We start from the raw sequence: 22,238 nt of genomic DNA, 5'->3' as shown, positions 1-22,238 counted from the left end.
TACGGGGAGTTGGCCGCCGACCGCAATGGGGAGACCGGCCGCCCGTCCCATGACCCGAGCGGACGAACACAAGAGGTATATATAGTGCTATAAGACGATCTTACTGCCACAGTGCTGCCATGGAGATCACGACCGCTCATGGCAGCGCAGCCCTGCGCCCAGTTCACGACGGACCTGTCCGGTGAAGCCGCCACCATCACACCCGGCTCCCCGGCATCGGCGCCATGTACTCCGCGCCGCCCTCGCCCTGACGGGCGCCGTCGCGCTCACCGGCACCGGCTGTTCCGCCGGCGACCCGCACCGGGACCACGGCTCCCCCGCCCCCGGCGCCTCGGCCGGCCCCGCCCCCTCCCCCGGCGCACCGGGGATCGGCGACCCGCTCATGCCGCTGGACGGCAACGGCGGCTACACAGTCCGCCGTTACACACTCGACTTCGACTGGCAGGCACCCGGGACGCCCTTCGCGGCAGGTACCACCATCAGCGCCACCGCCACCCAGGCGCTGTCCCGCTTCGACCTGGACTTCGCGGGCAACACCCTGCACAAGGTCACCGTCGACGGCGCCCCGGCCACCGCCGAACGCGACGGCGACGAACTCGTCGTCACGCCCGCGAAGCCGATCCCGCGCGGCGGCACGTTCACCGTCCACGTCGCCTACACGGCCGACCCCACCCAGCGACGGCATCGCGACGACGCGATCCGGGAGTACGGCTGGGTGCCCACCCCCGACGGCACGGTGGTCTGTGCCCAGCCCGACGGCGCCAAGATGATCTTCCCGGCGGACGACCACCCCAGCCTGCGGGCGCCCTTCACCTTCCACATCACGACCCCGCCGGGCCTGAGCGCGGTGGCCAACGGCCGGCTCGTGGAACGCGTCCGGGAGCCCGGCGGGCGGGTGCAGTGGACGTACGACTCCGAGGAGCCCATCGCGGCCCAGCTGGTCCAGCTGGCGATCGGGAAGCTCACGTTCGTCGCCGGCCGGGGGCCGGGCGGGCGGGCCGTGCGGGACGTGGTGCCGGACGACCTGGTCGCCGACACCGAGGCCGAACGCTCGCTCACCCCGGAGCACCTCGCCTGGCTGGAGCAGCGGCTCGGCCCGTATCCGTTCCGCAGCTACGGCGTGCTGGTCGGCGACACCGATCTGCCGGTGGCGCTGGAGACGCAGTCGCTGTCCCTCGTGCCGAAGGACGACCTGCTGGGTGACCGCGTAGACGCCGAGCGCAATCTCGTCCACGAGCTGACCCACCACTGGACGGGTGACAGCGTCGCCGTCCGGCGGTGGTCCGACCTGTGGCTGAGTGAGGGTCACGCCCGTTTCTACGAACGGCTGTACTCCGAGGAGCACGGCGGCGTCAGCATGGATGACGCTATGCGGGCGGCCTACGAACAGCACGACCAGTGGCGCCACGACGACGGCGCGCCCGCCGAGCCCACCGAGCCGACGCTGTTCAAGGTGATGCGGTACGACGGCTCGGCGCTGGTGCTGTACGCCCTGCGGGAGAAGGTCGGTGACGAGACGTTCGGCCGGATCGAGCGGGCCTGGGTGACCGAGTACCGGGGCCGCGCGGCCGGCACCAAGGACTTCGTGGCACTCGCCTCCAGGGTCGCGGGCAAGGATCTGACGCCGTTTCTGACCCCTTGGCTGTACGGGCCCCACACCCCGCCGATGCCGGGCCACCCCGACTGGCACGTGGACCCGGTCGAGGACTGAGCCGGCACGGCTCGTGGCCGCCCTCTCGGACGCCGAGCCGCTGCCGCCGACCGGGTGGCCTGTGCCGGGTCGCTGGGCCACCCGGTCGACGCTCGGCGCGCCGGGTCGCGCCCGGCACGGAAACGTACGAGGGGTGACGTGAAGGGCAACACCCTTGCCCCGGTTGCGACGAGTGTGGTTGGAGACCCTCAGCAAGCGGTTGGAGACCCTCTGGTATGAGAAGAACTGTCACTCCACGAGTGCCCGACAAGGTCCGCATCTGCCGCCGGACGGCTTGCCTGATCGCGACGGCCGCGCTGCTGCCACCACTGCTGATGCTCCCGGCGTGCAGTTCCGGCGACGCCGAGGACCAGCGCCTGCAGAACGCCTTCACGGACGCCGCGCGCGAGTTCCATGTGCCGCGCAGCGTGCTTATGAGTGTGTCCTACATGCAGTCGCGTTGGGACTCCCATCCCGGCACCCCCAGCGTCGCGGGCGGTTACGGGCCGATGCACCTGGTGGACGCCGCGCGCATGCAGGCCCCGTCGCCGTCGCCGGGCCCGGCGACGCCCAACAGCGGTACGGCCGTGCCGGGCGAGGTGGGAGCGGGCGCACCCGGCGCCCACACCGTGCAGCCGGCGGACCTGGAACGCGCCGCGCGGCTGATCCGGATCCCGGCCGGACAGCTGCGGACGGACGCCGTAGCCAACGTACGCGGCGGCGCGGCGATCCTGGCCGCCACGCAGCGCCGGCTCGGCAAGCCGCTCAGCGCCGACCCCGCGGACTGGTGGCAGGCGGTGGAACGTTTCCCCGGTACACCTGACATCACGTCGGCGACGACGTACGCCAACGATGTCTTCGGCCTCATCCGCCGGGGAGCGCACCGGACCACCGCCGAAGGACAGGACGTCACCCTCCCGGCCGCCCCCGGTGTCAGACCGCACCCCGGCCTGCAGGGCACCCCCCGGCCGAAGAACGTCGAGTGCCCTCCGGAGCTGGCCTGCGACTGGCTGGCTGCGCCGTACGTGCAGATCGACGACGACGGCGACTACGGCAACCACGACCTCGCCGACCGGCCCAGGGACCAGCGGATCGAGTACATCGTCATCCACGACACCGAGGCGAAGCTGCCGAACATGTTCCAGACCGTGCAGGATCCGACGGAGGCGTCGTGGCACTACTCGATCCGCTCCAGCGACGGCCACGTCACCCAGCACGTCAGGACGAAGGACGAGGCCTGGCACTCGGGCAGCAAGTTCGTGAACGCCCGCTCGATCGGTATCGAACACGAGGGATTCCTCGCCCACCCCGGAACCTGGTACACGGAGCAGATGTACCGCTCCTCGGCGCGCCTGGTGCGTTACCTCGCCAAGAAGTACGGCGTCCCGCTCGACCGGCAGCACATCTTCGGCCATGACAACGTGCCGTCCCCGACCACCGACAGCATCCCCGAGATGCACGAGGACCCCGGCCCCTACTGGGACTGGCGCCACTACTTCGACCTGCTCGGCGCACCGCTGAAGGCCACGGCCGGACCGGACAGCCCCATGGTGATGATCCTTCCGGACTACGCCACCCACAAGCCGCGGTACACGGGGTGCGACGGCCATGGCAAGCCGTGCGCGCCGCACGGGTCCAGCGCCGTCCGCCTGTACACCGAACCGGACGAGAACTCCCCGCTGATCCAGGACCCGGGCCGCAGACCGGACGGCGACGAATCCACGGAGGACGTCAGCGATCTGGGATCACGCGTCTCCACCGGCCAGACGTTCGCCGTCGCCGAGCGGCGCGGCGAGTGGACGGCGATCTGGTACCAGGGAGAGAAGGCCTGGTTCAAGAATCCCGCGGACCACCCGACGGCCGTCGGCGCGAGCGGCCGCATGGTGACGCCGAAGGAGGGCCTGGACGAGGTCCCGGTGTTCGGGCGGGCCCTCCCCGAGGAGGAGGCGTACCCGGAGGGAGTGGAGGAGGAGGACGAGTCGCCGCTCCCGTACAGCATGCGGGCGGGACAGCGGTATGTGACACAGGCCGGCGTCGGCAGTTCCTACGTCGACAGGTCGTTCTTCTCCGACACACCGCAACCAGTGGTGGTGGGCCACGAGAAGTACTACGAGATCCAGCTCGGCCACCGGCTCGCCTACGTCCGGGCGAACGACGTGGACCTGGTGGACGCCCGCACCACCACCGGAGGCGCGCCCAGGCCATAGGCCGGCCGGGCAGCGCATATCGGCCCGTCGGCTCAATCGCATGACGGTCAGCGCGTGTTGGGCAGCAGGCCCTGGCCGGAAGGCAGCGGATTTCGGCGGCCACCACAGAAAACCGTTTGATTTCGAGCACGCTCCGACGCGAACCTGTCACGGCTTGTCGCCACCTCCCCCGACACGAGCCGCTGGGACGCCATGCACATTCAAGATCTTCCGTATTCCGACCCTGGCGTTCCGGACGCGCGTTCGGGTCCCCGGTTCCTGTGGTGGCTCGGGCGGAACCAGCTGGGCGGCCAGCTCAAGGCCCTGGCCTGGGGCCTGCTGCACTTCGTTTCCGTCTCCGCTCTCCCGTTCTGTGTGGGCCTCGCCGTGCAGGCCGTCGTCGACCGCTCCGGCACCCGGCTGGCGCTGACGGGCGGTCTGCTGGTGCTGTGCGGCACGGCGATCGCCGTCGGCGACACCTTCCTGCACCGGGCCGCCGTCACCAACTGGATCACCGCGGCCGCCCGCGTCCAGCAGCTGCTCGCCCGCCAGGCCACCCGGCTGGGCTCCGCACTGACCCGGCGAGTGGCGGCCGGCGAGGTGGTCGCCGTCTCCACCGGCGACGTCGAGAAGATCGGCTGGTTCGTCGAGGCGGTCTCCCGCTTCACCGCCGCCGCGGTGACGGTCGTCCTGGTCGGGGTCGGTCTGCTCTTCTACCAGCCGGCCCTCGGCTGGGTGGTCGCCGTCGGCCTGCCCTTGGTGGCACTGGCCGTGCTGCCGCTGCTGCCCCGGGCGACCCGGCGCGCCGACTTCCAGCGCACCAAGGCCGGCCGGGCCACCGAGCTGGCCTCGGACACCGTCGCCGGGCTGCGGGTGCTGCGCGGCATCGGCGGCGAGGACCTCTTCCTCGACCGCTACCGCCGCGCCTCCCAGGAGGTGCGCCACGCCGCCGTGCGCAGCGCCCGGATGTGGGCGCTGATCTCCGCCATCCAGGTGCTGGTGCCCGGGCTGCTGCTGATCGTCGTCGTCTGGCACGGCGTCCAGCTCGCCCGGCAGGGCCGCGTCACCGTCGGCGAACTGGTCACCGTCTACAGCGCGGTCATGATCCTCAACTACCCGCTGCAGCACTTCACCGAGATCGCCATGGCGTACTCCTTCTCCCGTCCCTCGGCGAAACGGGCCGCGCGGGTGCTCTCCCTGGAGCGGGCCACCGACACCGGCGGCTCGCGAGCGGACACGGTTCCGGCCGGCGACCTGTACGACCCGGCCACCGGTCTGCTCGCGCCCACGGGACAGCTGACGGCCGTGGTCTGCGGCGACCCCGACACGGCCGGAGACCTCGCCGAACGCCTCGGCGGCCACCCGGCCGAGGCCGGCACCTCCGTGCTGCTCGGCGGGGTGCCGCTGGACGAACTGCCCCTGGCCGCTGCCCGCACCGCGGTGCTGGTCCAGGACAAGGACCCGGTGCTGCTGTCCGGTTCGCTGCGCGAACTGCTCGACGTGCCGGCCTCCGGGGCCGTGCGGGCCGAGGACGCGCTGGCCGCCGCCCAGTGCACGGACGTCCTGGATGCCCTGGTCCAGGGCTCGTTGGACATCACCGACCCGATGGACGCCCGGATCACCGAACGGGGCCGCTCCCTGTCGGGCGGCCAGCGCCAACGGCTCGCCCTGGCCCGCTCGCTGATCACCGACCCCGGGGTGCTCGTCCTGGACGAGCCCACCTCCGCCGTCGACTCCCACACCGAGGCGCGGATCGCGGAGGGCATCCGGGAGGTGCGATCCGGCCGTACCACCGTGGTGTTCACCTCCTCGCCGCTGCTGCTCGACCGGGCCGACCGGGTCGTGCTCGTCCACGAGGGCGAGGTCGTGGCGGTCGGCGTGCACCGCGAACTGGTGCGCACCGAGCCCCGATACCGGGCCGTGGTGACGCGGGAGACCGACGAGGAAGCGGCCCTGCCTGGTTCCCTGGACGAGGAAGTGGCGCTGCGGAGCGGCGCCCTGGAAGAGATCGAGGAGAGCGCATGATCGGCGTCGCGCCACCGGCCTACGACCCGGCGGCCCCGACGACGGCCACCACCCTGCCCGTCGGCGCCACCGCGACCGTGCGTGCCTACGTGGCCGAGTTGTTCCGCCGGCACCGCCGGGCCTTCTTCCTGCTGATCGCGGTCAACGCGGTGGCCGTGGTCGCCTCCATGGCCGGCCCGTACCTGCTCGGCGGGCTCGTCGAGCGGGTCTCCGACGGTGCCCGTGAACTCCGTCTGGGGCCGACCATCGGCCTGTTCGTGCTCGCGCTCGCCGTCCAGGCCGTCTTCGTGCGCGAGGTACGGCTGCGGGGTGCCGTGCTCGGCGAGCGGATGCTGGCCGACCTGCGCGAGGACTTCCTTGTCCGGTCGGTCGGGCTGCCGCCGGGCGTCCTGGAGCGGGCGGGCACGGGCGACCTGCTGTCCCGGATCACCACCGACATCGACCGGCTCGGCAACGCCATGCGCGAGGCCGTACCGCAGCTGTCCATCGGCATCGTGTGGGTCGTACTGCTGCTCGGCGGGCTCGCCGTCACGGCTCCGCCGCTCGCGGCCAGCGTGCTGCTCGCCCTGCCGATCCTGGTGGTCGTGTGCCGCTGGTACTTCAAACGGGCGCCCGCCGGCTACTGCTCCGAGGCAGCCGGATACGCGTCCGTGGCCGCCGCCCTCGCGGAGTCCGTGGACGCCGGGCGCACCATCGAGGCACACCGCCTCGGTGCCCGCCGCGTCGCACTGTCCGAGCGCCGGATCAAGGAGTGGACGGCCTGGGAGCGCTACACCCTGTGGCTGCGCTCGGTGCTCTTCCCGGCCCTCAACGCCACCCACACCACGGTGCTCGGCTCGGTCCTGCTGCTCGGCGGGGTCTTCGTCCTGCACGGCCGGCTCGACGTCGGTCAGCTGACCACGGGCGCGCTCATCGCGCAGATGCTCGTCGAACCGATCAACCTGATCCTGCGCTGGTACGACGAGGTCCAGGTCGCCCAGGTGTCGCTGGCCCGGCTGGTCGGCGTGCGCGACATCGAGCCGGACGCCGGGGACGCCGCGCTGGCCCCCTCCGGCCGGGAGGTGCACGCCGACGAGGTCCGCTTCGGCTACCTGCAGGGCGTCGACGTGCTGCGCCAGGTCTCCCTGGAGGTCGCGCCCGGCACCCGGCTGGCCCTGGTCGGTCCCTCGGGCGCGGGCAAGTCCACCCTGGGCCGGCTGCTCGCCGGGATCTACGCGCCCCGGGACGGCCGGATCACGCTGGGCGGCGCGGAACTGTCCCGGATGACCGCCGAACGGGTCCGCTCCCATGTCGCCCTCGTCAACCAGGAGCACCACGTCTTCGTGGGCTCCCTGCGGGACAACCTGCTGCTCGCGAGGACCGGCGCCGAGGACGCCGAGCTGTGGGCCGCCCTGGCCGCGGTCGACGCGGACGGCTGGGCGCGGGCCCTGGAGGAGGGCCTGGACACCGAGGTCGGCTCGGGCGGGCTGGCGCTGACCCCGGCGCAGGCCCAGCAGATCGCGCTGGCGAGGCTGGTGCTGGCCGACCCGCACACGCTGGTCCTGGACGAGGCGACCTCGCTCCTGGACCCGCGCGCGGCCCGCCATCTGGAGCGGTCCCTGGCCCGGGTCCTGGACGGCCGCACCGTGGTCGCCATCGCCCACCGGCTGCACACCGCCCATGACGCGGACGTCATCGCCGTGGTCGAGAACGGCCGGATCAGCGAGCTCGGCAGCCATCACGACCTGGTGGCCGCCGACGGCGCCTACGCGGCGCTGTGGCGGTCGTGGCACGGGTGACGGGCCGCGGCACGGGGTGCGCGCCGCAGGTCGGGCCCCGTGCCGTTGCGCGGGTGCGAGCAGGGGTGGAAGGCTGGAGAGCGGCACCGGTTCGGGGACCGGCCGGGAACCGTACGGTTCGCGCCGCGCACCCGTGCCGAGCGTGCCGGCGGCCCGCCCCGCGGACCGCGTCCTCACTCCCTGGAGGTAGCCGTGACCACCGCCGACGGATGGGGGGATGACGTCTACCAGCCCGACGGATCCGAGATCCGTGAGGACACGGGGCTGCTCGACGTGGAGGACACGCTGGAGTCCGACGGCGTCAGCGATCCCCTGGACCGTGGCTGGTCCCCGCCCGAGCGGCCCTGGGCCGTGGAGCACACCGGGGTGACCGCGGCGGAGCGCCACCGGGGCGAGACCCTGGACCAGCGGCTCGCCGAGGAGCTCCCCGAGCCGGCCGTCCCCGACGGCGACGGCATCGGCGACTGCCAGGGCAGCGACGGCGAACCCCTGGACAACGAGGTCGGCGATCTGCGCTCCGGCCGGCTCGTGGCCCCGAACGAGGGGGCGCACGAGGACGACGAGAACGGCCTCGTCGCCACCGACGTCGGTATCGACGGCGCCGGGGCCTCCGCCGAGGAGGCCGCGATGCACATCGTCGACGAGGACACCGCCTACGGCTGACGCCGGTCCACCCTGCCCGACCGCCCCGACCGCATAGTTCGAGGAGCCGCCATGCAGCAGGACAAGCAACCCGACTACCACCCCGTGGTCTTCCGTGACCGCGCCGCCGGCTACGCCTTCCTCACCCGGTCCACCGCCACCAGCGACCAGACCATCGACTGGGACGACGGCCAGACCTACCCGGTGGTCGATGTGGAGATCTCCTCGGAGAGTCACCCCTTCTACACCGGCAAGGCGCGCACGGTGGACTCCGAAGGCCGTGTCGCCGCGTTCGAGCGCCGTTACGGGGGTGGCTCCGGGACGGCGGGCTGACCCTCGGAGCACGTCGGGGCACAGGCCCGCCGGCCGTCGTCGCGCAGCGCGCCGGGGGCCGGTCGGCGTCCGGGTCAGATCACGTTGAGCGCGGCCGCACAGCCTATGCCGCCCAGCACCATGAACACCGGCATGAGCACCTTCAGCTCGACCCAGCTGCCCGCGCGGAACCGCATCACCTTCGGCGGGCCCAGCGGGTACCAGCGCTTGCGGCCGATCGGGATGGGCCACAGGATCGGGCAGCCGGAGACCGTCAGCGCGTCCCCGATGTCGTGCACCAGCGCCCCCAGCAGCACCGGCAGCCCAAGCCACAGGTACTGCTGGCCGGGCTGGGTGAACAGCCAGTCCGAACCGTTGCCCGGCTTGTCCAGGATCTCCGCCAGGATCCAGGCGCTGGTCGCCGCCAGCAGCCACACCAGCACATCGCTGCTGGAGCCGCGGGCCGCCCGCCACAGCAGCCCCTCGATCGCCAGCACCATGTGCGCGAAGAGGATCGCCAGCACCGCCCAGCGGCCACCGAGGATCGCCGCGGCCGAGCAGCCCCCGCCGATCAGCGCCGCCCACACCCAGGTGTGGGTCAGTGTGCGGTGCCCGCCGTTGCGGCGCGGGTCGCCGGGCTTGCGGGTCGCCTTGTAGACGGCGTAGGAGAGCTTGTCGACGATCTCGCAGACCCAGCGCGAGAGCGGTCCGAAGGCGCGCGAGATGGTGGCGGCCTTGTGGTCGAGGTCCGGAGCGAGCGCGGCGCCGGCGCAGATCAGCGCGCCGACCAGCAGCACCGGCCAGGGCATCGGGTGGCCGGCCGCGGCGGCCGCGGCTCCGACGCCGAGCCAGGCGGCGGCTCCCGACAGTGAGTGTGCTGGTCCCATCATGGCCCTTGTCCGCCCCATTCCTCGTATGCCGCTGTCCAGTTGACCGGGTGCGTTGACGCTCCGTCGGCGCCACAGCGTAGCGGTCGTGATCTTCCTGCTCGAAGCCGATTCCCCCCTCGGCGGGTGGGCCAGGCAAGATGGGGGCGTGACCCTCATCGATCAGCTGCCGCCGACCGCCGACCCCGACGCCCTGTACGAAGCCTTCGAGGCCTGGGCGCAGGAGCGCGGTCTCACGCTCTACCCCCACCAGGAGGAGGCGCTGATCGAGGCGGTCTCCGGGGCGAACGTGATCGTGTCGACACCGACCGGCTCCGGCAAGAGCATGATCGCCGCGGGCGCTCACTTCGCCGCGCTGGCCCGGGACGAGGTCACCTTCTACACCGCCCCGATCAAGGCACTGGTCTCGGAGAAGTTCTTCGAGCTGTGCAAGATCTTCGGCACCGAGAACGTCGGCATGCTCACCGGCGACGCCTCCGTCAACTCCGACGCCCCCGTCATCTGCTGCACCGCCGAGGTGCTCGCCTCCATCGCCCTGCGCGACGGCAGGCAGGCGGACGTCGGCCAGGTCGTCATGGACGAGTTCCACTTCTACGCGGAGGGCGACCGCGGCTGGGCCTGGCAGATCCCGCTCCTCGAACTCCCCCAGGCCCAGTTCATCCTGATGTCGGCCACCCTCGGCGACGTCTCCTTCTTCGAGAAGGACCTCACCCGCCGTACGGGCCGCCCGACGTCGGTGGTCCGCTCGGCGACCCGCCCGGTGCCGCTCTCCTACGAGTACAAGTTCACCCCGCTCACCGAGACGCTCACCGAACTGCTGGACAGCAGGCAGGCGCCCGTGTACATCGTGCACTTCACGCAGGCGCAGGCGGTGGAGCGGGCGCAGGCGCTGATGAGCATCAACATGTGCTCGAAGGAGGAGAAGGAGCAGATCGCCGAGCTGATCGGCAACTTCCGCTTCACCACCAAGTTCGGTCGCAACCTTTCCCGTTACGTCCGCCATGGCATCGGTGTACACCACGCGGGCATGCTTCCCAAGTACCGGCGTCTGGTGGAGAAGCTCGCCCAGGCCGGTCTCCTGAAGGTCATCTGCGGCACCGACACCCTCGGCGTGGGCGTCAACGTGCCGATCCGCACGGTCCTGTTCACCGCCCTGACCAAGTACGACGGCAACCGCGTGCGCACCCTGCGCGCCCGTGAGTTCCACCAGATCGCCGGCCGCGCCGGCCGCGCGGGCTTCGACACGGCCGGACTGGTCGTGGCGCAGGCGCCCGAGCACGTCATCGAGAACGAGAAGGCGCTCGCGAAGGCGGGCGACGACCCGAAGAAGCGGCGCAAGGTGGTGCGCAAGAAGGCGCCGGAGGGCTTTGTCGGCTGGACGGAGACCACGTTCGAGAAGCTGATCGTGTCCGAGCCGGAACCGCTGACCTCGCGCTTCCGGGTGACGCACACCATGCTGCTGTCGGTGATCGCCCGCCCCGGCAACGCCTTCGAGGCGATGCGCCATCTGCTGGAGGACAACCACGAGCCGCGCAAGCAGCAGCTGCGGCACATCCGCCGGGCGATCGCCATCTACCGTTCGCTGGTGGACGGCGGGATCGTCGAGAAGCTGGACACACCGGACGCCACCGGCCGTATCGTCCGCCTCACGGTCGACCTCCAGCAGGACTTCGCGCTCAACCAGCCGCTGTCCACGTTCGCCCTGGCCGCGTTCGAGCTCCTCGACCCCGAGTCGCCGTCGTACGCGCTCGACATGGTGTCCGTCGTCGAGTCCACCCTCGACGACCCGCGGCAGATCCTGGTCGCCCAGCTGAACAAGGCGAAGGGCGAGGCCGTGGCCGCGATGAAGGCGGACGGCGTCGAGTACGAGGAGCGCATGGAGCGTCTCCAGGACGTCTCCTACCCGAAGCCCCTGGAGGAGCTGCTCTTCCACGCGTACAACACGTACCGCAAGAGCCACCCGTGGGTCGGCGACCATCCGCTGTCGCCGAAGTCGGTGATCCGGGACATGTACGAGCGGGCGATGTCCTTCACGGAGCTGGTGTCCTTCTACGAGCTGGCCCGCACCGAGGGCATCGTGCTGCGCTACCTCGCCAGCGCCTACAAGGCCCTCGACCACAACATCCCGGACGACCTCAAGTCCGAGGACCTGCAGGACCTCATCGAATGGCTGGGCGAGACGGTCCGCCAGGTCGACTCCAGCCTGCTGGACGAGTGGGAGCAGCTCGCCAACCCGGAGGAGATGACCGCGGAGCAGGCCCAGGAGAAGGCCGACGAGGTCAAGCCGGTCACGGCCAACGCGCGCGCCTTCCGGGTCCTGGTCCGCAACGCGATGTTCCGGCGCGTGGAGCTGGCCGCCCTCGACCAGGTCGACGAGCTGGGCGAGATGGACGCGGAGTCCGGCTGGGACGCCGACGCCTGGGGCGAGGCCATGGACAAGTACTGGGACGAGTACGAGGACCTGGGTACCGGGCCCGACGCGCGCGGCCCCAAGCTGCTGGTGATCCAGGAGGAGCCGCAGAACGCGCTGTGGCGGGTCCGCCAGATCTTCGACGACCCGAACGGCGACCACGACTGGGGCATCAGCGCGGAGATCGACCTGACGGCCTCCGACGCCGAGGGCCGGGCGGTCGTCCGCGTCACCGACGTCGGCCAGCTCTGACCCTGGCGAACCCGACCCGACCGGCTCCCACCACAGGAGAACCCCACCCATGACCAACCCGGCCGAGAGACTCGTCGACCTGCTCGACCTGGAGCAGATCGAGGTCAACATCTTCCGCGGCCGCAGCCCCCAGGAGTCCCTCCAGCGGGTCTTCGGCGGCCAGGTGGCGGGCCAGGCGCTGGTCGCCGCCAGCCGCACCACGGAGGGCGACCGTCCGGTGCACTCGCTGCACGCGTACTTCCTGCGCCCGGGCCGGCCGGGCGTGCCGATCGTGTACCAGGTCGAACGGGTCCGGGACGGGCGCTCGTTCACGACGCGCCGGGTCACCGCCGTGCAGCAGGGCCGCACGATCTTCAATCTGACCGCCTCCTTCCACAAGCCTGAGGTGGGAGCTTTCGAGCACCAGCTGCCGCCGGCCCGCGAGGTGCCGCACCCGGAGTCGCTGCCGACGCTCGCCGAGGAGATCCGCAAGCATCTGGGCGAGCTGCCCGAGCAGTTGGAGCGGATGGCGCGCCGCCAGCCCTTCGACATCCGCTATGTCGACCGGCTGCGCTGGCACCCCGAGGAGATAGCGGGCGCCGAGCCGCGCAGCGCGGTGTGGATGCGCGCGGTGGGTCCGCTGGGCGACGATCCGCTGGTGCACACCTGCGCGCTGACCTACGCCAGCGACATGACCCTCCTGGACGCGGTCCGCGTGCCCGTCGAACCGCTGTGGGGGCAGCGGAACTTCGACATCGCCTCACTGGACCACGCCATGTGGTTCCACCGGCCGTTCCGCGCGGACGACTGGTTCCTGTACGAGCAGGAGTCCCCCGTCGCCACGGGCGGTCTGGGCCTGGCCCGCGGGCGGGTCTACGACCTGGAGGGGCGGCTGCTGGTGTCGGTCGTCCAGGAGGGGCTGTTCCGGGCGCTCTAGCCGACGCGGTCCGGGCCCGTCAGTGGGTGGGTGGGGCGGGGGCTTCTGCGAAGCAGCCAGCCGCGCAGGCCTCGCGGGTGTTTCGGCCGGGCGGGAGCATGCGCGGGCCGCGGCTCCGCGGGCACGGTGAGCTGCGGCGGTGCGGCGGGGCGGGGCGCCGGCCGAAGCGTGCGGGCTTCCGCGACTTCCCGTGCCAGGTCGTTCCGGAACCAGTCGATCTCGTCCGGGTCGTCCGCCGTCATGAGTTCCTCGGCGAGCAGCGCGACGGGCGAGCCCGGCGCGCCGTGGGCGGGCGGGACCGGCAGGAAAGCCCGCACATACGCGCGCTCGTGCGGGTCCGTGAGGAGGTCGTCGATCTCACCGGGGTCCAGGAAGCCGGCCACGACCCCGGCCCGCTGCCACGGCCCCTCGGTCTGCCTCAGCAGGAAACCGCAGTGCCGTCCCCGCCAGTTGCGGGCCCGCTGGTCCGCTCCCGCCCTCAGCCGGTCACGCAACTCCTCGGGCGTCCGGCCGGTGAGCAGCCGCGCGTTCTTCTCGTCTGCCGCGAACTGCCGTAGCTCCTCCGCCAGATAGAGCCAGACCACGGCCCGGTACCGGTTCGGGTACCACTTCACCGGGGTCACCAGGCCGAGTTTCGCGAAGCGGGTGAACCTGCCCGGCGGAATCTCCATGAGGGCCGCGCCCTCGGTCGTACCCACGGCTTTCACGCTCTCGCGGAGGGTTTCGGTCCGGTCCCGGAGCCGCTCGATCTCGGTCCATGGAACACGGCGGCCTCCGCCGCCCTCGTCGGGCACTGTGCGGATCCGGCCGAGGTGCACCGCGAGGTCGAACTCGCCCCGCCTGAGATCCAGTTCACGGGCCGCGCGGCCGAACGCGTAGTTGAGCGGGTGGGGTTGGGCAATGGTCGTGGTGCCGGGCATGCTCGGTCTCCCCCGTGGAGCGGGTGGCTCGCGCCGGGTGCGCTCGCCGTGGAAAAACCGTAGCCGTTCCGGCGAATCCTGTGGCGAGCCTGTGGATAACCCCGCACCGAGGGGCGAACCCGCAGGTCAGAGGTCTGCTATGGAGGACCGCTCCGGTTGCCGGGCGTCCACGCCGAGGTGTTCGCCGACGCGGTTGACGAGCAGGGTCATCTCGTAGGCGATCTGGCCGATGTCGGCCTCCGCCGCGCTGAGCACGCACAGACAGCTACCGGTTCCGGCGGCTGTGACGAACAGGACCGCGTCGTCGTACTCGATCATCGTCTGGCGGACCTGGCCCGCGCCGAAGTGGCGTCCGGAGCCCTTGGCGAGGCTATGCAGCCCGGAGGCGACGGCGGCCAGATGCTCCGCGTCCTCCCGACGAAGGCCCGTGCTCGCCCCCGTGACCAGTCCGTCGTTCGACAGGACCAGCGCGTGCCGTACGTGCTCCACGCGCTCGGTCAGGTCGTCGAGCAGCCAGCCGAGTCCCTGGTTCTGCGCCATGTCGTAGCGTCTCCCCGTGTGCCGTCCCCTCCCCCTGGCTGGAGGATCTCCCCGCCAGCCTTCCCCACCACCGCCGTCCGGGCAAGGAGGATGGGGACATGGCACAGAAGATGACCGACGACGAATGGCGGGCGTTCGTCTCGTACGGCACCCGCACCGGCAAGCTGTCCACCGTCAACGCAGATGGCAGCCCTCATGTGGCCCCTGTCTGGTTCCTGCTGGACGGTGACGACCTGGTCTTCAACACCGGCAGGGATACGGTGAAAGGGCGCAATCTCGCCCGTGACGGGCGTGTCGCCCTCTGCGTGGACGACGACCGGCCCCCCTTCCACTTCGTGGTGCTGAACGGGCGCGCCCGGCTTTCGGAGGAGCCGGGCGCGCTGCGTGATTCGGCCACCCGGATCGCGGCTCGTTACATGGGAGAGGAGCGCGCGGAGGAGTTCGGTGCCCGCAACGGCGTCCCGGGCGAGCTGCTGGTCCGGGTCACCGTGGAGAAGGTGGTGGCGCTCAAGGACCTGACGGGCTGAAGGTCAGCCCACCGAGTCGAGAAGCCGGGCGGTGTGCATCCGCCCGGCGTACTCGACGAGCCGGATCAGCACCTCCTTGCCGGAGTCCCGGTCGCGGGCGTCGCACAGCACCACGGGCGTGCCCTGGTCCAGGTCGAGGGCGCGGCAGACGTCGAGGGCGCCGTAAGTGCGGGCGCCGGTGAAGCAGTTGACGGCGACGACGAACGGGATGTGCCGGTGCTCGAAGTAGTCGACCGCCGGGAAGCAGTCCTCCAGGCGCCGGGTGTCGGCGAGGACGACGGCGCCGAGGGCGCCTTGTGACAGCTCGTCCCAGAGGAACCAGAAGCGGTCCTGGCCCGGGGTGCCGAAGAGGTACAGGGAGAGCCCGGAGCGGATGGTGATGCGCCCGAAGTCCATGGCGACGGTGGTGGTGACCTTCTGGTCCACGCAGTCCGTGTCGTCCACCAACTGCCCGGCCTCGCTGAGCATTTCCTCGGTGCGCAGCGGCCGGATCTCGCTGACGGCGCCCACCAGGGTCGTCTTGCCGACGCCGAAGCCGCCGGCGACCAGTATCTTGAGCGCCATCGCCGAGGTGTCGTCGGTGGCGGGCTCGGAATGCTCGGAGACCATGATCACTTCTCTCGGGAGGGCCGACCTCGGCCGACGTCCGGACGCTCGCGGTGCTCGGGACGCGAAGCCAGCATCATGACAACGGCCGCCGCGTCGTGGGTGGTTGGACCGGAACACATCTGTTGTGACCTGCTCCCGCCCGGTTGGTTCCGAATACTCATCTACAGTGCCCGCAATCCCGCGATGACCTCGCGCAGAATCCGTTCGTCGGGGAGCTGGGCCGGTGGCACCGGGCGGCTCACGGTGACGCAGCCCAGTTCCAGCAGGTCGCCCAGCAGCACCCGGATCACGCCCACGGGCAGGTCGGCTCCGGCGGCGAGTTCGGCGACGGACTGCGTCTCCACCCGGCACAGATCGATCAGCGCCCGGTGTTCGGGACCGAGCGCGGTGTCGTCGTCGGCGACGGGCGCGTTCGGGTCGAGGGTGACCAGGGCGATCAGGTCGAACCGCACCCCGGTGGGGCCGGGTTTGGTACGGCCGCCGGTCATGGCGTAGGGACGGACCAGGGGCCCGGCCTCGCTGTCGTACCACTGGCTGCCCGGCTCCTGCGGGATGCCGGTCGTGTACTCGGTCATCGGTGGCGGTCTTCCGGTCATCCGGCCGCGGGGGGCCGCGCGGTGACGCGCGGCGCCGTGTAGAGGTGCTCGCCGACGCGCTTGACCAGTCGTGCCATCTCGTAGGCGACCAGACCGATGTCGGCGGTGACGGCGGTGAGCACGGCCAGGCAGGAGCCGTCGCCGGCGGCGGCCACGAAGAGGAAGGCATCGTCCATCTCGACCATGGTCTGACGCACCCCGCCCGCGCCGAAGTGCCGTCCGGCGCCCTTGGCGAGGCTGTTGAAGCCGGAGGCCACGGCGGCGAGGTGCTCGGCGTCCTCGCGTTTGAGACCGGTCGAGGCGCCGACGGCGAGACCGTCGTTGGACAGCACGACGGCGTGCCGTACTTCGGTGACGCGCAGCACCAAGTCGTCCAGCAGCCAGTCGAGTTCGCCGGAGCGCCGGTCTGCCCTCGGGCTCGGGTCCTGGATCATGCGCGGTCTCCTTCGGTGCTGTCGGTGCCCTCGTCGGGTTCCGGGGCGGCTCCACGGCCGGGTTGTCTGCCGCCGCCGCGCGCCCAGCCGTCGCGGTAGGCCGCCATACGGTCGCGGACGATTTCGGGGGTGCGTTCGTCCGGCCGGCGGGCGGGGGCGGGCTCCTCGGCGCGCGGATCGCGCAGTTGGGGTGCGAGGCTCGCCTGCCGCACCCGGCGTGGGAGGTCGTCGTCCGGGGACTCGGAGGTGTGCGGTGGGCGGTGCGGCCTCAAGGTGGTGACTCCGGGAGGCGGCGGCTCGGGCGCCGGGTGCGGGGACGGGCGGGCGGTGACGGCGAGGGCGGGCCGGTCGGCGGGGGCGGCCTCCGGGAGCTCGGCGCCGGGCACGCGCGCGTACTCGCGTTCCGGTACCTGTCCGGTGTCGGCCGCCGGGCGGCCGGAACGTTCCGCCGGGCCGCCGTGCAGCAGGGCCTTCGGCAGCAGGACCACGGCGGTGGTGCCGCCGTAGGGGGAGGTGCGCAGGTGCACCTTGATGCCGTGGCGGGCGGCGAGCCGGCTGACCACGAACAGGCCGAGCCGGTCGCTGTCGAACAGGTCGAGGGCCTCGGACTGCTCGATGCGCCGATTGGCCTCGATGAGGGTCTCCTGACCCATGCCGAGGCCGCGGTCCTCGACCTCGACGGCGTAGCCGTTGCCGACGGGTTCCCCGGTGACGCGCACGCGCGTGTGCGGCGGCGAGAACTGGGCCGCGTTCTCCACGATCTCGGCGAGCAGATGGGTGAGGTCGGCCACGGCCGCGCCGATGACGGCCGCCTCGGAGAGCTGTCGTACCTCCACGCGCGCGTAGTCCTCGACTTCGGACACGGCTGCCCGTACGACGTTGGTCAGGGAGACGGGCATGCGCCAGGCCCGGCCGGGGGCCGCGCCGGAGAGGATGATCAGGCTCTCCGCGTGGCGGCGCATGCGGGTGGTGAGGTGGTCGAGACGGAAGAGGTCGCTCAGTTCGTTGGGGTCGTCGGAGCGGCGTTCCATGCTGTCCAGCAGGCTCAGCTGGCGGTGCACGAGGATCTGGCTGCGGCGGGCGAGGTTGACGAAGACCCCTGAGATGCCGCTGGCGAGTTCGGCGCGTTCCACGGCGGCGCGCAGGGCGGCGCGGTGCACGGTGGCGAGGGCCTCGGCGACCTGGGCGGTCTCGTCCTCCGCGGGCGGCCCCGGGGGTGCCTCCGCACGGACGTCGATCTCCTCACCGGCCCGCAGTCTGCGCATCGCTTCGGGGAGTTTGCGGCGGGCGATCTCCAGTGCGCTGTTGCGCAGGCTCACGAGTTCGACCACGAGGGCGCGGCCGATGCGTACGGAGATGACGAGCGAGGCGGCCACGGCGAGGAGTCCGAGGATGACAGCGGCGCCGGCCGGGGTGAGCAGACCGCGCGCGAACGGGTCGGCGCGGCCGGCGACCGCGCGTGCCGTGTCGGCCTGGATGGTCTGCATACCGTCCTGTACGCGCGCGTGAGCGGTGTTCCAGGTGGCCGCCTGGGCCGCGTCGGGCCCTTTGGCTCCGGGTGCCCTCGCGAGGATCTTGTCCTCGGCGGTGCCCAGCGCGCTGTAGTCGTCGCCGGCGGCGAGGTCGCGCCAGGCGGTGCGCTGTGGACCGGGCAGGTCGGCGACGACGGCGTCGGTGAGGACACGGCGGGTTTCGACGGCCCCGGTGAACAGCCGCAGCCGCTCGCCATCGAGGCCGCCGTTCGGCCGGGCGCCGGCCAGGACCGCGTCCTCCTGGGCGAGCGCTTCGCCCGCGCGGGAGAATTCGAGCAGTACGCGCGCGTCGGAGCCCATGTCGTCGGCCTGGATGCCGGTGAGGGCGCCGTCCACGGCGAAGGCCGTGGCGATCGTCTGCGTGTACTGCCCGTAGGCCTCGTCCCAGCGGGCGCTGCGGTTCCGGACCGCCGTCCGCAGCGTGCGCAGGTGCTCGGCGCCGGTGACGAAGGTCTCCAGGCGCTGGGCGACACCGGCGGGCAGTTCCTCGCTGTCCGCGACGGTGCTGCCCTTGCCGAGTCGCAGCGCGGCCACGGCCTGGTCGGTGCGGGTGCCGAGTGCCTTGAGGTCGCCGGACTGTTCGGCAGACGGGTCGGTCGCGTAGCGGACGGCGACGGCGCGCTCGGCCTGGAGCGCGGCCACGGCGGTGGCGACCGGGGTGCGCAATGCGGCGTCCACGCGCTGGGACTGGCGGAGCCGGGAGACGTCCTGTGCCGTGGTGACGGTGGCGTACGCCCACAGGGCGAGCAGGGACATGACCGGCACCATGAGCAGGCAGACGACCTTGGCCCGGACGGTCCGGGGGCGGATCCGCCAGCCGCCCGGGCGTGCGGGTGCGCCGTCCTCCGCGGTGTCGGCGAGATCGTCGACGGGTTCGTCGGCGGGTGGTCCGGCGTGTGCACGGCGGCCGCGCCGCGGCTGCGGGGACGTTGTCTCCGGGCCTGTTGTGGGGGTCCTACGGGGTGTACGCATGGCCTCCTCGCTCGGGAGTGGATCGGGGCCCTGGGCCGGGCCGGGTCAGCGGGTGGCGGGCGTCACGGGCCGCTGGGCCGAGGCGGACTCCTCGCGCTCACCGGCCGTGGGCGAGAGCGCGACGAAGGCCGAGGTGAGGAACAGGTAGGACCCGAGGCCGACGGCGAGGGGGAAGATGAACTGCATCGCCGTGGCCCCGGTCAGGGGGGTGCCGGAGGGCGTGACGTGCACGCTGACCGCGAACATCCCGGTGTAGTGCATGCTGCTGACGGCCGCCCCCATGACCAGGGAGGCGATGGTGACGGCGACGGGCGACCTGATGTTGAGGGCCGCCCACAGGGCCGCGGTCGCGGCGACCACGGCGATGAGCACGGAGAGCCCGACGAGCATCGGGTCGTAGCGCACGTCGCCGTGCAGCCGGACGGCCGCCATGCCGAGGTAGTGCATGCTGGCGACGCCGAGTCCGGTGGTGAGTCCGCCGAGCAGGAGCGCCCGGTTGCGGTCACGGCTGTAGCCGACGGCGAAGACGCCGGCGCTGACCACGACCACGGCGACGAGCAGGCTGAGGATGGTCAGCGGTACGTCGTAGCGGATGTCGGTACCGCTGACGCTGAAGCCGAGCATGGCCACGAAGTGCATGGTCCAGATGCCGGTGCCGAGCGCGGAGGCGGCGGTGAGGAGCCAGTTGCGGCGCGAGCGGCCCGTGCTGCCGAGTGCGCGGACGGTGCAGCGCAGCCCCAGTGCGGCGCCTATGCAGGCCATGACGTACGACAGCACGGGGGTCAGCCAGCCGAAGGTGGCGTGGTCCAGGTGTCCCATGGCCCAGGGACGCTAGGGGGCATGGGCGCACAAAGGGGGCGCATTTCGAAAGGTGCTGCAATATGACTCAGATATGCGCCGGAACGATCGCGTCCCGCTCGAACGTGCGCGCAAGGACGTCCTCCGTGACAGTGAGAGATCATGCGTTACATGAGCGACGACCACACACATGTCCAGGAGTTCTTCACCGAGCGGGCGGCCGACTGGGACAGCAGGTTTCCGGACGACGGTCCCGCGTACGCGTCCGCCGTGACCGAGTTGGGGCTGCGCGCGGGTGATCGGGTGCTCGACGCGGGCTGCGGCACGGGACGCGCACTGCCGCCGTTGCGTGCGGCCGTGGGGCCGTCGGGTGTGGTCCTCGGAATGGATCTGACCCCGGCGATGCTGCAGGCCGCCGTACGGGCCGGCCGGGACCGCGCCGGGTGCCTGCTGCTCGCCGACGTCGCGGCGCTGCCGGTGCGGTCGGAGTCGCTCGACGCCGTGTTCGCCGCGGGCCTGATAGCCCACCTGCCCCGGCCCGCCGATAATCTGCGGGAGTTGGCACGCGTGGTCCGCCCCGGCGGCACGCTCGCCCTGTTCCACCCGATAGGCCGGGCCGCCCTGGCGGCCCGCCAGGGGCGGCAGATCACCCCGGGCGACCTGCGTGCGGAGGGCAACCTCGGCCCGCTGCTGGCCGGTTCGGGCTGGCGCATGACGTCGTACGTGGACGAGGACGCCCGCTTCCTGACCCTGGCGGTCCGCGGGCGCTAGCCGGCGACCGCCGCGGCGAGGGCCGCGGGGTCGCCCTCTTCTGTTGCCGGAGCTTCAACCCTGCGTTCGGTGGAGGAAGCCGACTGTTCGGAAGCGACAGGGGAAGGTGGCCCGCGTGTTCGACCGGATCCGCAGGTACGCAGGCAGATTTCGTGGCGCCGGGGGCGCACAGACACCGCAGCGGCGCACGCACAACTTGTTCGAGGCCGCGGCCGCCTATGTGACGGCCCGCGCGGAGGATGACCAGGACCGGATCGAGGAGGTGTCCGGCTGGGTGTCGCCGGAGGCGCTGTCGTTCGGGGTGAGCGAGCTGGCGTGCCGGGCCGTCGTCGCACTGGCGCGAGAGCGCGACGAGTCGCCGCGGACGGTGGCGCGTGACCTCCTGGGGCTGCCGGTCGTGTGAACCTTCGGTGCCGACGAGGCCGATTCGTCCCGTCCCGGTGGAAAGCTGCAGCTCCGCGTGTGCTGCCGGTCGTGACAACGGCCTTCCCGTCGCACTAGGGTGCGCGCCGTTGGACGAACGACTGGGAGACAGTGATGGCCGATACGGGCGAGGAGGTCGTCGCCGCCGCGGACGAGGCGCTGTACGTGCTCACGGCGGTGCTGCTGACGCCGGCGCAGTTTCCGAGCGTGCTGGGCGACGACTATCCGGAGGCCTGCGCGGCGCTGGAGCTGGCGCCGCGCGCCGACGGATACGGCCTGGTGCTCGGCCAGGACGGGGAAGGGGCTCGCTGGACGGTCGTCATCGACGACGTCTCGCTGGTCGCGGTCGCGATCGCGTCCTGGGACTGCGGCATGGAGTACGACCTGTCGCCGGACGAGCGCACGGTGGTCGCCGCACTGCCCGGCTGGCCGCTCGCCGTCGCCGTGGCGGCTCCCAACGTGCCCCCGCCGCACGATCCCGGCCCGGAGGTGGCGGACCGGACCCCGCTGACCCCACCGGACACCAGCTCCTGGGGTGCGGCACAACGGCGGCTCGGCGCGGACGAGATCGCCCTCCAGTGGGCCATCTGGCGGGAGCAGATCAGCGACGACCACTTCCCGGCGGCGGCACCAGCGGCGGCCGGCACCTCGGAAGCCTCCGAGGAGGCCCCCGAGGAGGCCTCGGAGGGCACCGAGGCGGCCCCCAAGGGGCACGCCGGGATCCGGCGGGTCCTGGCCGAGGCATGGGCCTATGTGGAGATGCCTCCGCCACTGGGGCGGGTCCGCTCGTCGTTCGCCCCGGGTGACGCCCGTACGCTGCGCGCCGACGGGCCCGGCTGGTCGATGGTGGCCCGCACCGACGACATGGCCTTCGTGCTTCTCGACGAGGAGCCGGGCGAAGTGCTGCCCGTAGGCCGGGGTCCCGAGCTCCCCGGCCTCCTGGAGGCCCTCGACAAGATGGCCGTACGCCCCCTGTGAGCCGTCCCGGGCCGCTTCCCGCCGGTCGGGGGCGCGGCCT

General features: G+C 72.0%; 20 protein-coding genes. 12 read left to right on the top strand and 8 right to left on the bottom strand.

Annotation, left to right across the window (positions count from 1 at the left end; genetic code table 11):
* Positions 1–181: 181 nt before the first annotated feature.
* From EDD90_RS45705 to EDD90_RS45680, 6 genes are all read left to right on the top strand, one after another.
* Positions 182–1,711 (top strand): M1 family metallopeptidase, encoded by a 1,530-nt coding sequence (locus tag EDD90_RS45705; RefSeq protein ID WP_260328514.1) that lies wholly within the window; start codon positions 182–184, stop codon positions 1,709–1,711.
* A gap of 215 nt (positions 1,712–1,926) precedes the next feature.
* Positions 1,927–3,897 (top strand): N-acetylmuramoyl-L-alanine amidase, encoded by a 1,971-nt coding sequence (locus EDD90_RS45700; RefSeq protein WP_185149454.1) that lies wholly within the window; start codon positions 1,927–1,929, stop codon positions 3,895–3,897.
* Between the two features lie 192 nt (positions 3,898–4,089).
* Complete coding sequence (locus tag EDD90_RS45695) at positions 4,090–5,901, top strand: ABC transporter ATP-binding protein (protein ID WP_123978923.1); 1,812 nt, start codon at positions 4,090–4,092, stop codon at positions 5,899–5,901.
* Positions 5,898–7,679, top strand: coding sequence for an ABC transporter ATP-binding protein (locus tag EDD90_RS45690; RefSeq protein WP_123978922.1), 1,782 nt, complete (start codon positions 5,898–5,900; stop codon positions 7,677–7,679). Before EDD90_RS45695 ends, EDD90_RS45690 begins: the two co-directional genes overlap by 4 nt.
* Before the next feature lie 192 nt (positions 7,680–7,871).
* On the top strand, positions 7,872–8,342 hold the full coding sequence (locus tag EDD90_RS45685; RefSeq protein WP_123978921.1) for a DUF5709 domain-containing protein: 471 nt from the start codon (positions 7,872–7,874) through the stop codon (positions 8,340–8,342).
* Positions 8,343–8,393: 51 nt separating this feature from the next.
* The gene (locus tag EDD90_RS45680; RefSeq protein ID WP_123978920.1) at positions 8,394–8,654 is read left to right on the top strand and encodes a type B 50S ribosomal protein L31; all 261 of its coding nucleotides are present in this window, start codon (positions 8,394–8,396) and stop codon (positions 8,652–8,654) included.
* A 74-nt stretch (positions 8,655–8,728) separates the two neighbouring features.
* Here EDD90_RS45680 and EDD90_RS45675 read toward each other — a convergent pair whose 3' ends face one another.
* A complete protein-coding gene (locus EDD90_RS45675) occupies positions 8,729–9,523 on the bottom strand; it encodes a metal-dependent hydrolase (RefSeq protein ID WP_123978919.1) in 795 nt (264 codons plus the stop codon).
* A 145-nt stretch (positions 9,524–9,668) separates the two neighbouring features.
* Here EDD90_RS45675 and EDD90_RS45670 point away from each other — a divergent pair, with 145 nt between their 5' ends.
* Entirely contained in the window at positions 9,669–12,182 is a 2,514-nt protein-coding gene (locus EDD90_RS45670) for an RNA helicase (RefSeq protein WP_123978918.1), read from the top strand.
* 49 nt (positions 12,183–12,231) lie between these two features.
* A complete protein-coding gene (locus tag EDD90_RS45665) occupies positions 12,232–13,098 on the top strand; it encodes an acyl-CoA thioesterase II (protein WP_123978917.1) in 867 nt (288 codons plus the stop codon).
* Here EDD90_RS45665 and EDD90_RS45660 read toward each other — a convergent pair.
* Both EDD90_RS45660 and EDD90_RS45655 read right to left on the bottom strand, forming a co-directional pair.
* Complete coding sequence (locus tag EDD90_RS45660) at positions 13,095–14,018, bottom strand: DUF6397 family protein (RefSeq protein ID WP_123978916.1); 924 nt, start codon at positions 14,016–14,018, stop codon at positions 13,095–13,097. The two genes, EDD90_RS45665 and EDD90_RS45660, sit on opposite strands and share 4 nt — an antisense overlap.
* 126 nt (positions 14,019–14,144) lie before the next feature.
* On the bottom strand, positions 14,145–14,558 hold the full coding sequence (locus EDD90_RS45655) for a roadblock/LC7 domain-containing protein (protein WP_123978915.1): 414 nt from the start codon (positions 14,556–14,558) through the stop codon (positions 14,145–14,147).
* A 98-nt stretch (positions 14,559–14,656) separates the two neighbouring features.
* Here EDD90_RS45655 and EDD90_RS45650 point away from each other — a divergent pair, with 98 nt between their 5' ends.
* The gene (locus EDD90_RS45650; protein ID WP_123978914.1) at positions 14,657–15,085 is read left to right on the top strand and encodes a PPOX class F420-dependent oxidoreductase; all 429 of its coding nucleotides are present in this window, start codon (positions 14,657–14,659) and stop codon (positions 15,083–15,085) included.
* A gap of 3 nt (positions 15,086–15,088) precedes the next feature.
* Here EDD90_RS45650 and EDD90_RS45645 read toward each other — a convergent pair whose 3' ends face one another.
* From EDD90_RS45645 to EDD90_RS45625, 5 genes are all read right to left on the bottom strand, one after another.
* The gene (locus EDD90_RS45645; protein WP_123978913.1) at positions 15,089–15,694 is read right to left on the bottom strand and encodes an ATP/GTP-binding protein; all 606 of its coding nucleotides are present in this window, start codon (positions 15,692–15,694) and stop codon (positions 15,089–15,091) included.
* Positions 15,695–15,855: 161 nt separating this feature from the next.
* Positions 15,856–16,269, bottom strand: a complete 414-nt coding sequence (locus EDD90_RS45640) for a DUF742 domain-containing protein (RefSeq protein WP_123978912.1) — start codon at positions 16,267–16,269, stop codon at positions 15,856–15,858.
* 17 nt (positions 16,270–16,286) lie between these two features.
* The gene (locus tag EDD90_RS45635) at positions 16,287–16,724 is read right to left on the bottom strand and encodes a roadblock/LC7 domain-containing protein (RefSeq protein ID WP_123978911.1); all 438 of its coding nucleotides are present in this window, start codon (positions 16,722–16,724) and stop codon (positions 16,287–16,289) included.
* On the bottom strand, positions 16,721–19,228 hold the full coding sequence (locus EDD90_RS45630; protein WP_123978910.1) for a sensor histidine kinase: 2,508 nt from the start codon (positions 19,226–19,228) through the stop codon (positions 16,721–16,723). The genes EDD90_RS45635 and EDD90_RS45630 overlap by 4 nt, the downstream gene beginning before the upstream one ends.
* A 45-nt stretch (positions 19,229–19,273) precedes the next feature.
* Positions 19,274–20,047 (bottom strand): MHYT domain-containing protein, encoded by a 774-nt coding sequence (locus EDD90_RS45625; RefSeq protein WP_123978909.1) that lies wholly within the window; start codon positions 20,045–20,047, stop codon positions 19,274–19,276.
* A gap of 141 nt (positions 20,048–20,188) precedes the next feature.
* Between EDD90_RS45625 and EDD90_RS45620 the strand changes: the two genes are divergently transcribed.
* The 3 genes from EDD90_RS45620 (at position 20,189) to EDD90_RS45610 (ending at position 22,198) form a co-directional block, all read left to right on the top strand.
* The gene (locus EDD90_RS45620) at positions 20,189–20,797 is read left to right on the top strand and encodes a class I SAM-dependent methyltransferase (RefSeq protein WP_185149453.1); all 609 of its coding nucleotides are present in this window, start codon (positions 20,189–20,191) and stop codon (positions 20,795–20,797) included.
* Between the two features lie 115 nt (positions 20,798–20,912).
* Positions 20,913–21,200: a hypothetical protein gene (locus EDD90_RS45615; RefSeq protein ID WP_123978907.1), complete on the top strand. Its 288-nt coding sequence runs from the start codon at positions 20,913–20,915 to the stop codon at positions 21,198–21,200.
* A gap of 134 nt (positions 21,201–21,334) precedes the next feature.
* Positions 21,335–22,198, top strand: coding sequence for a hypothetical protein (locus EDD90_RS45610; RefSeq protein WP_123978906.1), 864 nt, complete (start codon positions 21,335–21,337; stop codon positions 22,196–22,198).
* The last annotated feature ends 40 nt before the right edge of the window (positions 22,199–22,238 follow it).

It is taken from the genome of Streptomyces sp. Ag109_O5-1 (assembly GCF_003814875.1).
GTDB lineage: Bacteria > Actinomycetota > Actinomycetes > Streptomycetales > Streptomycetaceae > Streptomyces > Streptomyces sasae.
Note: the sequence above shows the minus strand (reverse complement) of the source record. Positions and strands in the feature narration are given on the sequence as shown.

Excerpts from the sequence above, each read along its gene's own strand:
- EDD90_RS45680 (WP_123978920.1), top strand. The coding sequence starts at position 8,394 with ATGCAGCAGGACAAGCAACCCGACTACCACCCCGTGGTCTTCCGTGAC.
- EDD90_RS45665 (WP_123978917.1), top strand. The coding sequence starts at position 12,232 with ATGACCAACCCGGCCGAGAGACTCGTCGACCTGCTCGACCTGGAGCAG.
- EDD90_RS45655 (WP_123978915.1), bottom strand. The coding sequence starts at position 14,558 with ATGGCGCAGAACCAGGGACTCGGCTGGCTGCTCGACGACCTGACCGAG.
- EDD90_RS45690 (WP_123978922.1), top strand. The coding sequence starts at position 5,898 with ATGATCGGCGTCGCGCCACCGGCCTACGACCCGGCGGCCCCGACGACG.
- EDD90_RS45695 (WP_123978923.1), top strand. The coding sequence starts at position 4,090 with ATGCACATTCAAGATCTTCCGTATTCCGACCCTGGCGTTCCGGACGCG.
- EDD90_RS45625 (WP_123978909.1), bottom strand. The coding sequence starts at position 20,047 with ATGGGACACCTGGACCACGCCACCTTCGGCTGGCTGACCCCCGTGCTG.
- EDD90_RS45620 (WP_185149453.1), top strand. The coding sequence starts at position 20,189 with ATGCGTTACATGAGCGACGACCACACACATGTCCAGGAGTTCTTCACC.
- EDD90_RS45660 (WP_123978916.1), bottom strand. The coding sequence starts at position 14,018 with ATGCCCGGCACCACGACCATTGCCCAACCCCACCCGCTCAACTACGCG.
- EDD90_RS45645 (WP_123978913.1), bottom strand. The coding sequence starts at position 15,694 with ATGGTCTCCGAGCATTCCGAGCCCGCCACCGACGACACCTCGGCGATG.
- EDD90_RS45630 (WP_123978910.1), bottom strand. The coding sequence starts at position 19,228 with ATGCGTACACCCCGTAGGACCCCCACAACAGGCCCGGAGACAACGTCC.
- EDD90_RS45635 (WP_123978911.1), bottom strand. The coding sequence starts at position 16,724 with ATGATCCAGGACCCGAGCCCGAGGGCAGACCGGCGCTCCGGCGAACTC.
- EDD90_RS45610 (WP_123978906.1), top strand. The coding sequence starts at position 21,335 with ATGGCCGATACGGGCGAGGAGGTCGTCGCCGCCGCGGACGAGGCGCTG.
- EDD90_RS45640 (WP_123978912.1), bottom strand. The coding sequence starts at position 16,269 with ATGACCGAGTACACGACCGGCATCCCGCAGGAGCCGGGCAGCCAGTGG.
- EDD90_RS45700 (WP_185149454.1), top strand. The coding sequence starts at position 1,927 with ATGAGAAGAACTGTCACTCCACGAGTGCCCGACAAGGTCCGCATCTGC.
- EDD90_RS45650 (WP_123978914.1), top strand. The coding sequence starts at position 14,657 with ATGGCACAGAAGATGACCGACGACGAATGGCGGGCGTTCGTCTCGTAC.
- EDD90_RS45675 (WP_123978919.1), bottom strand. The coding sequence starts at position 9,523 with ATGATGGGACCAGCACACTCACTGTCGGGAGCCGCCGCCTGGCTCGGC.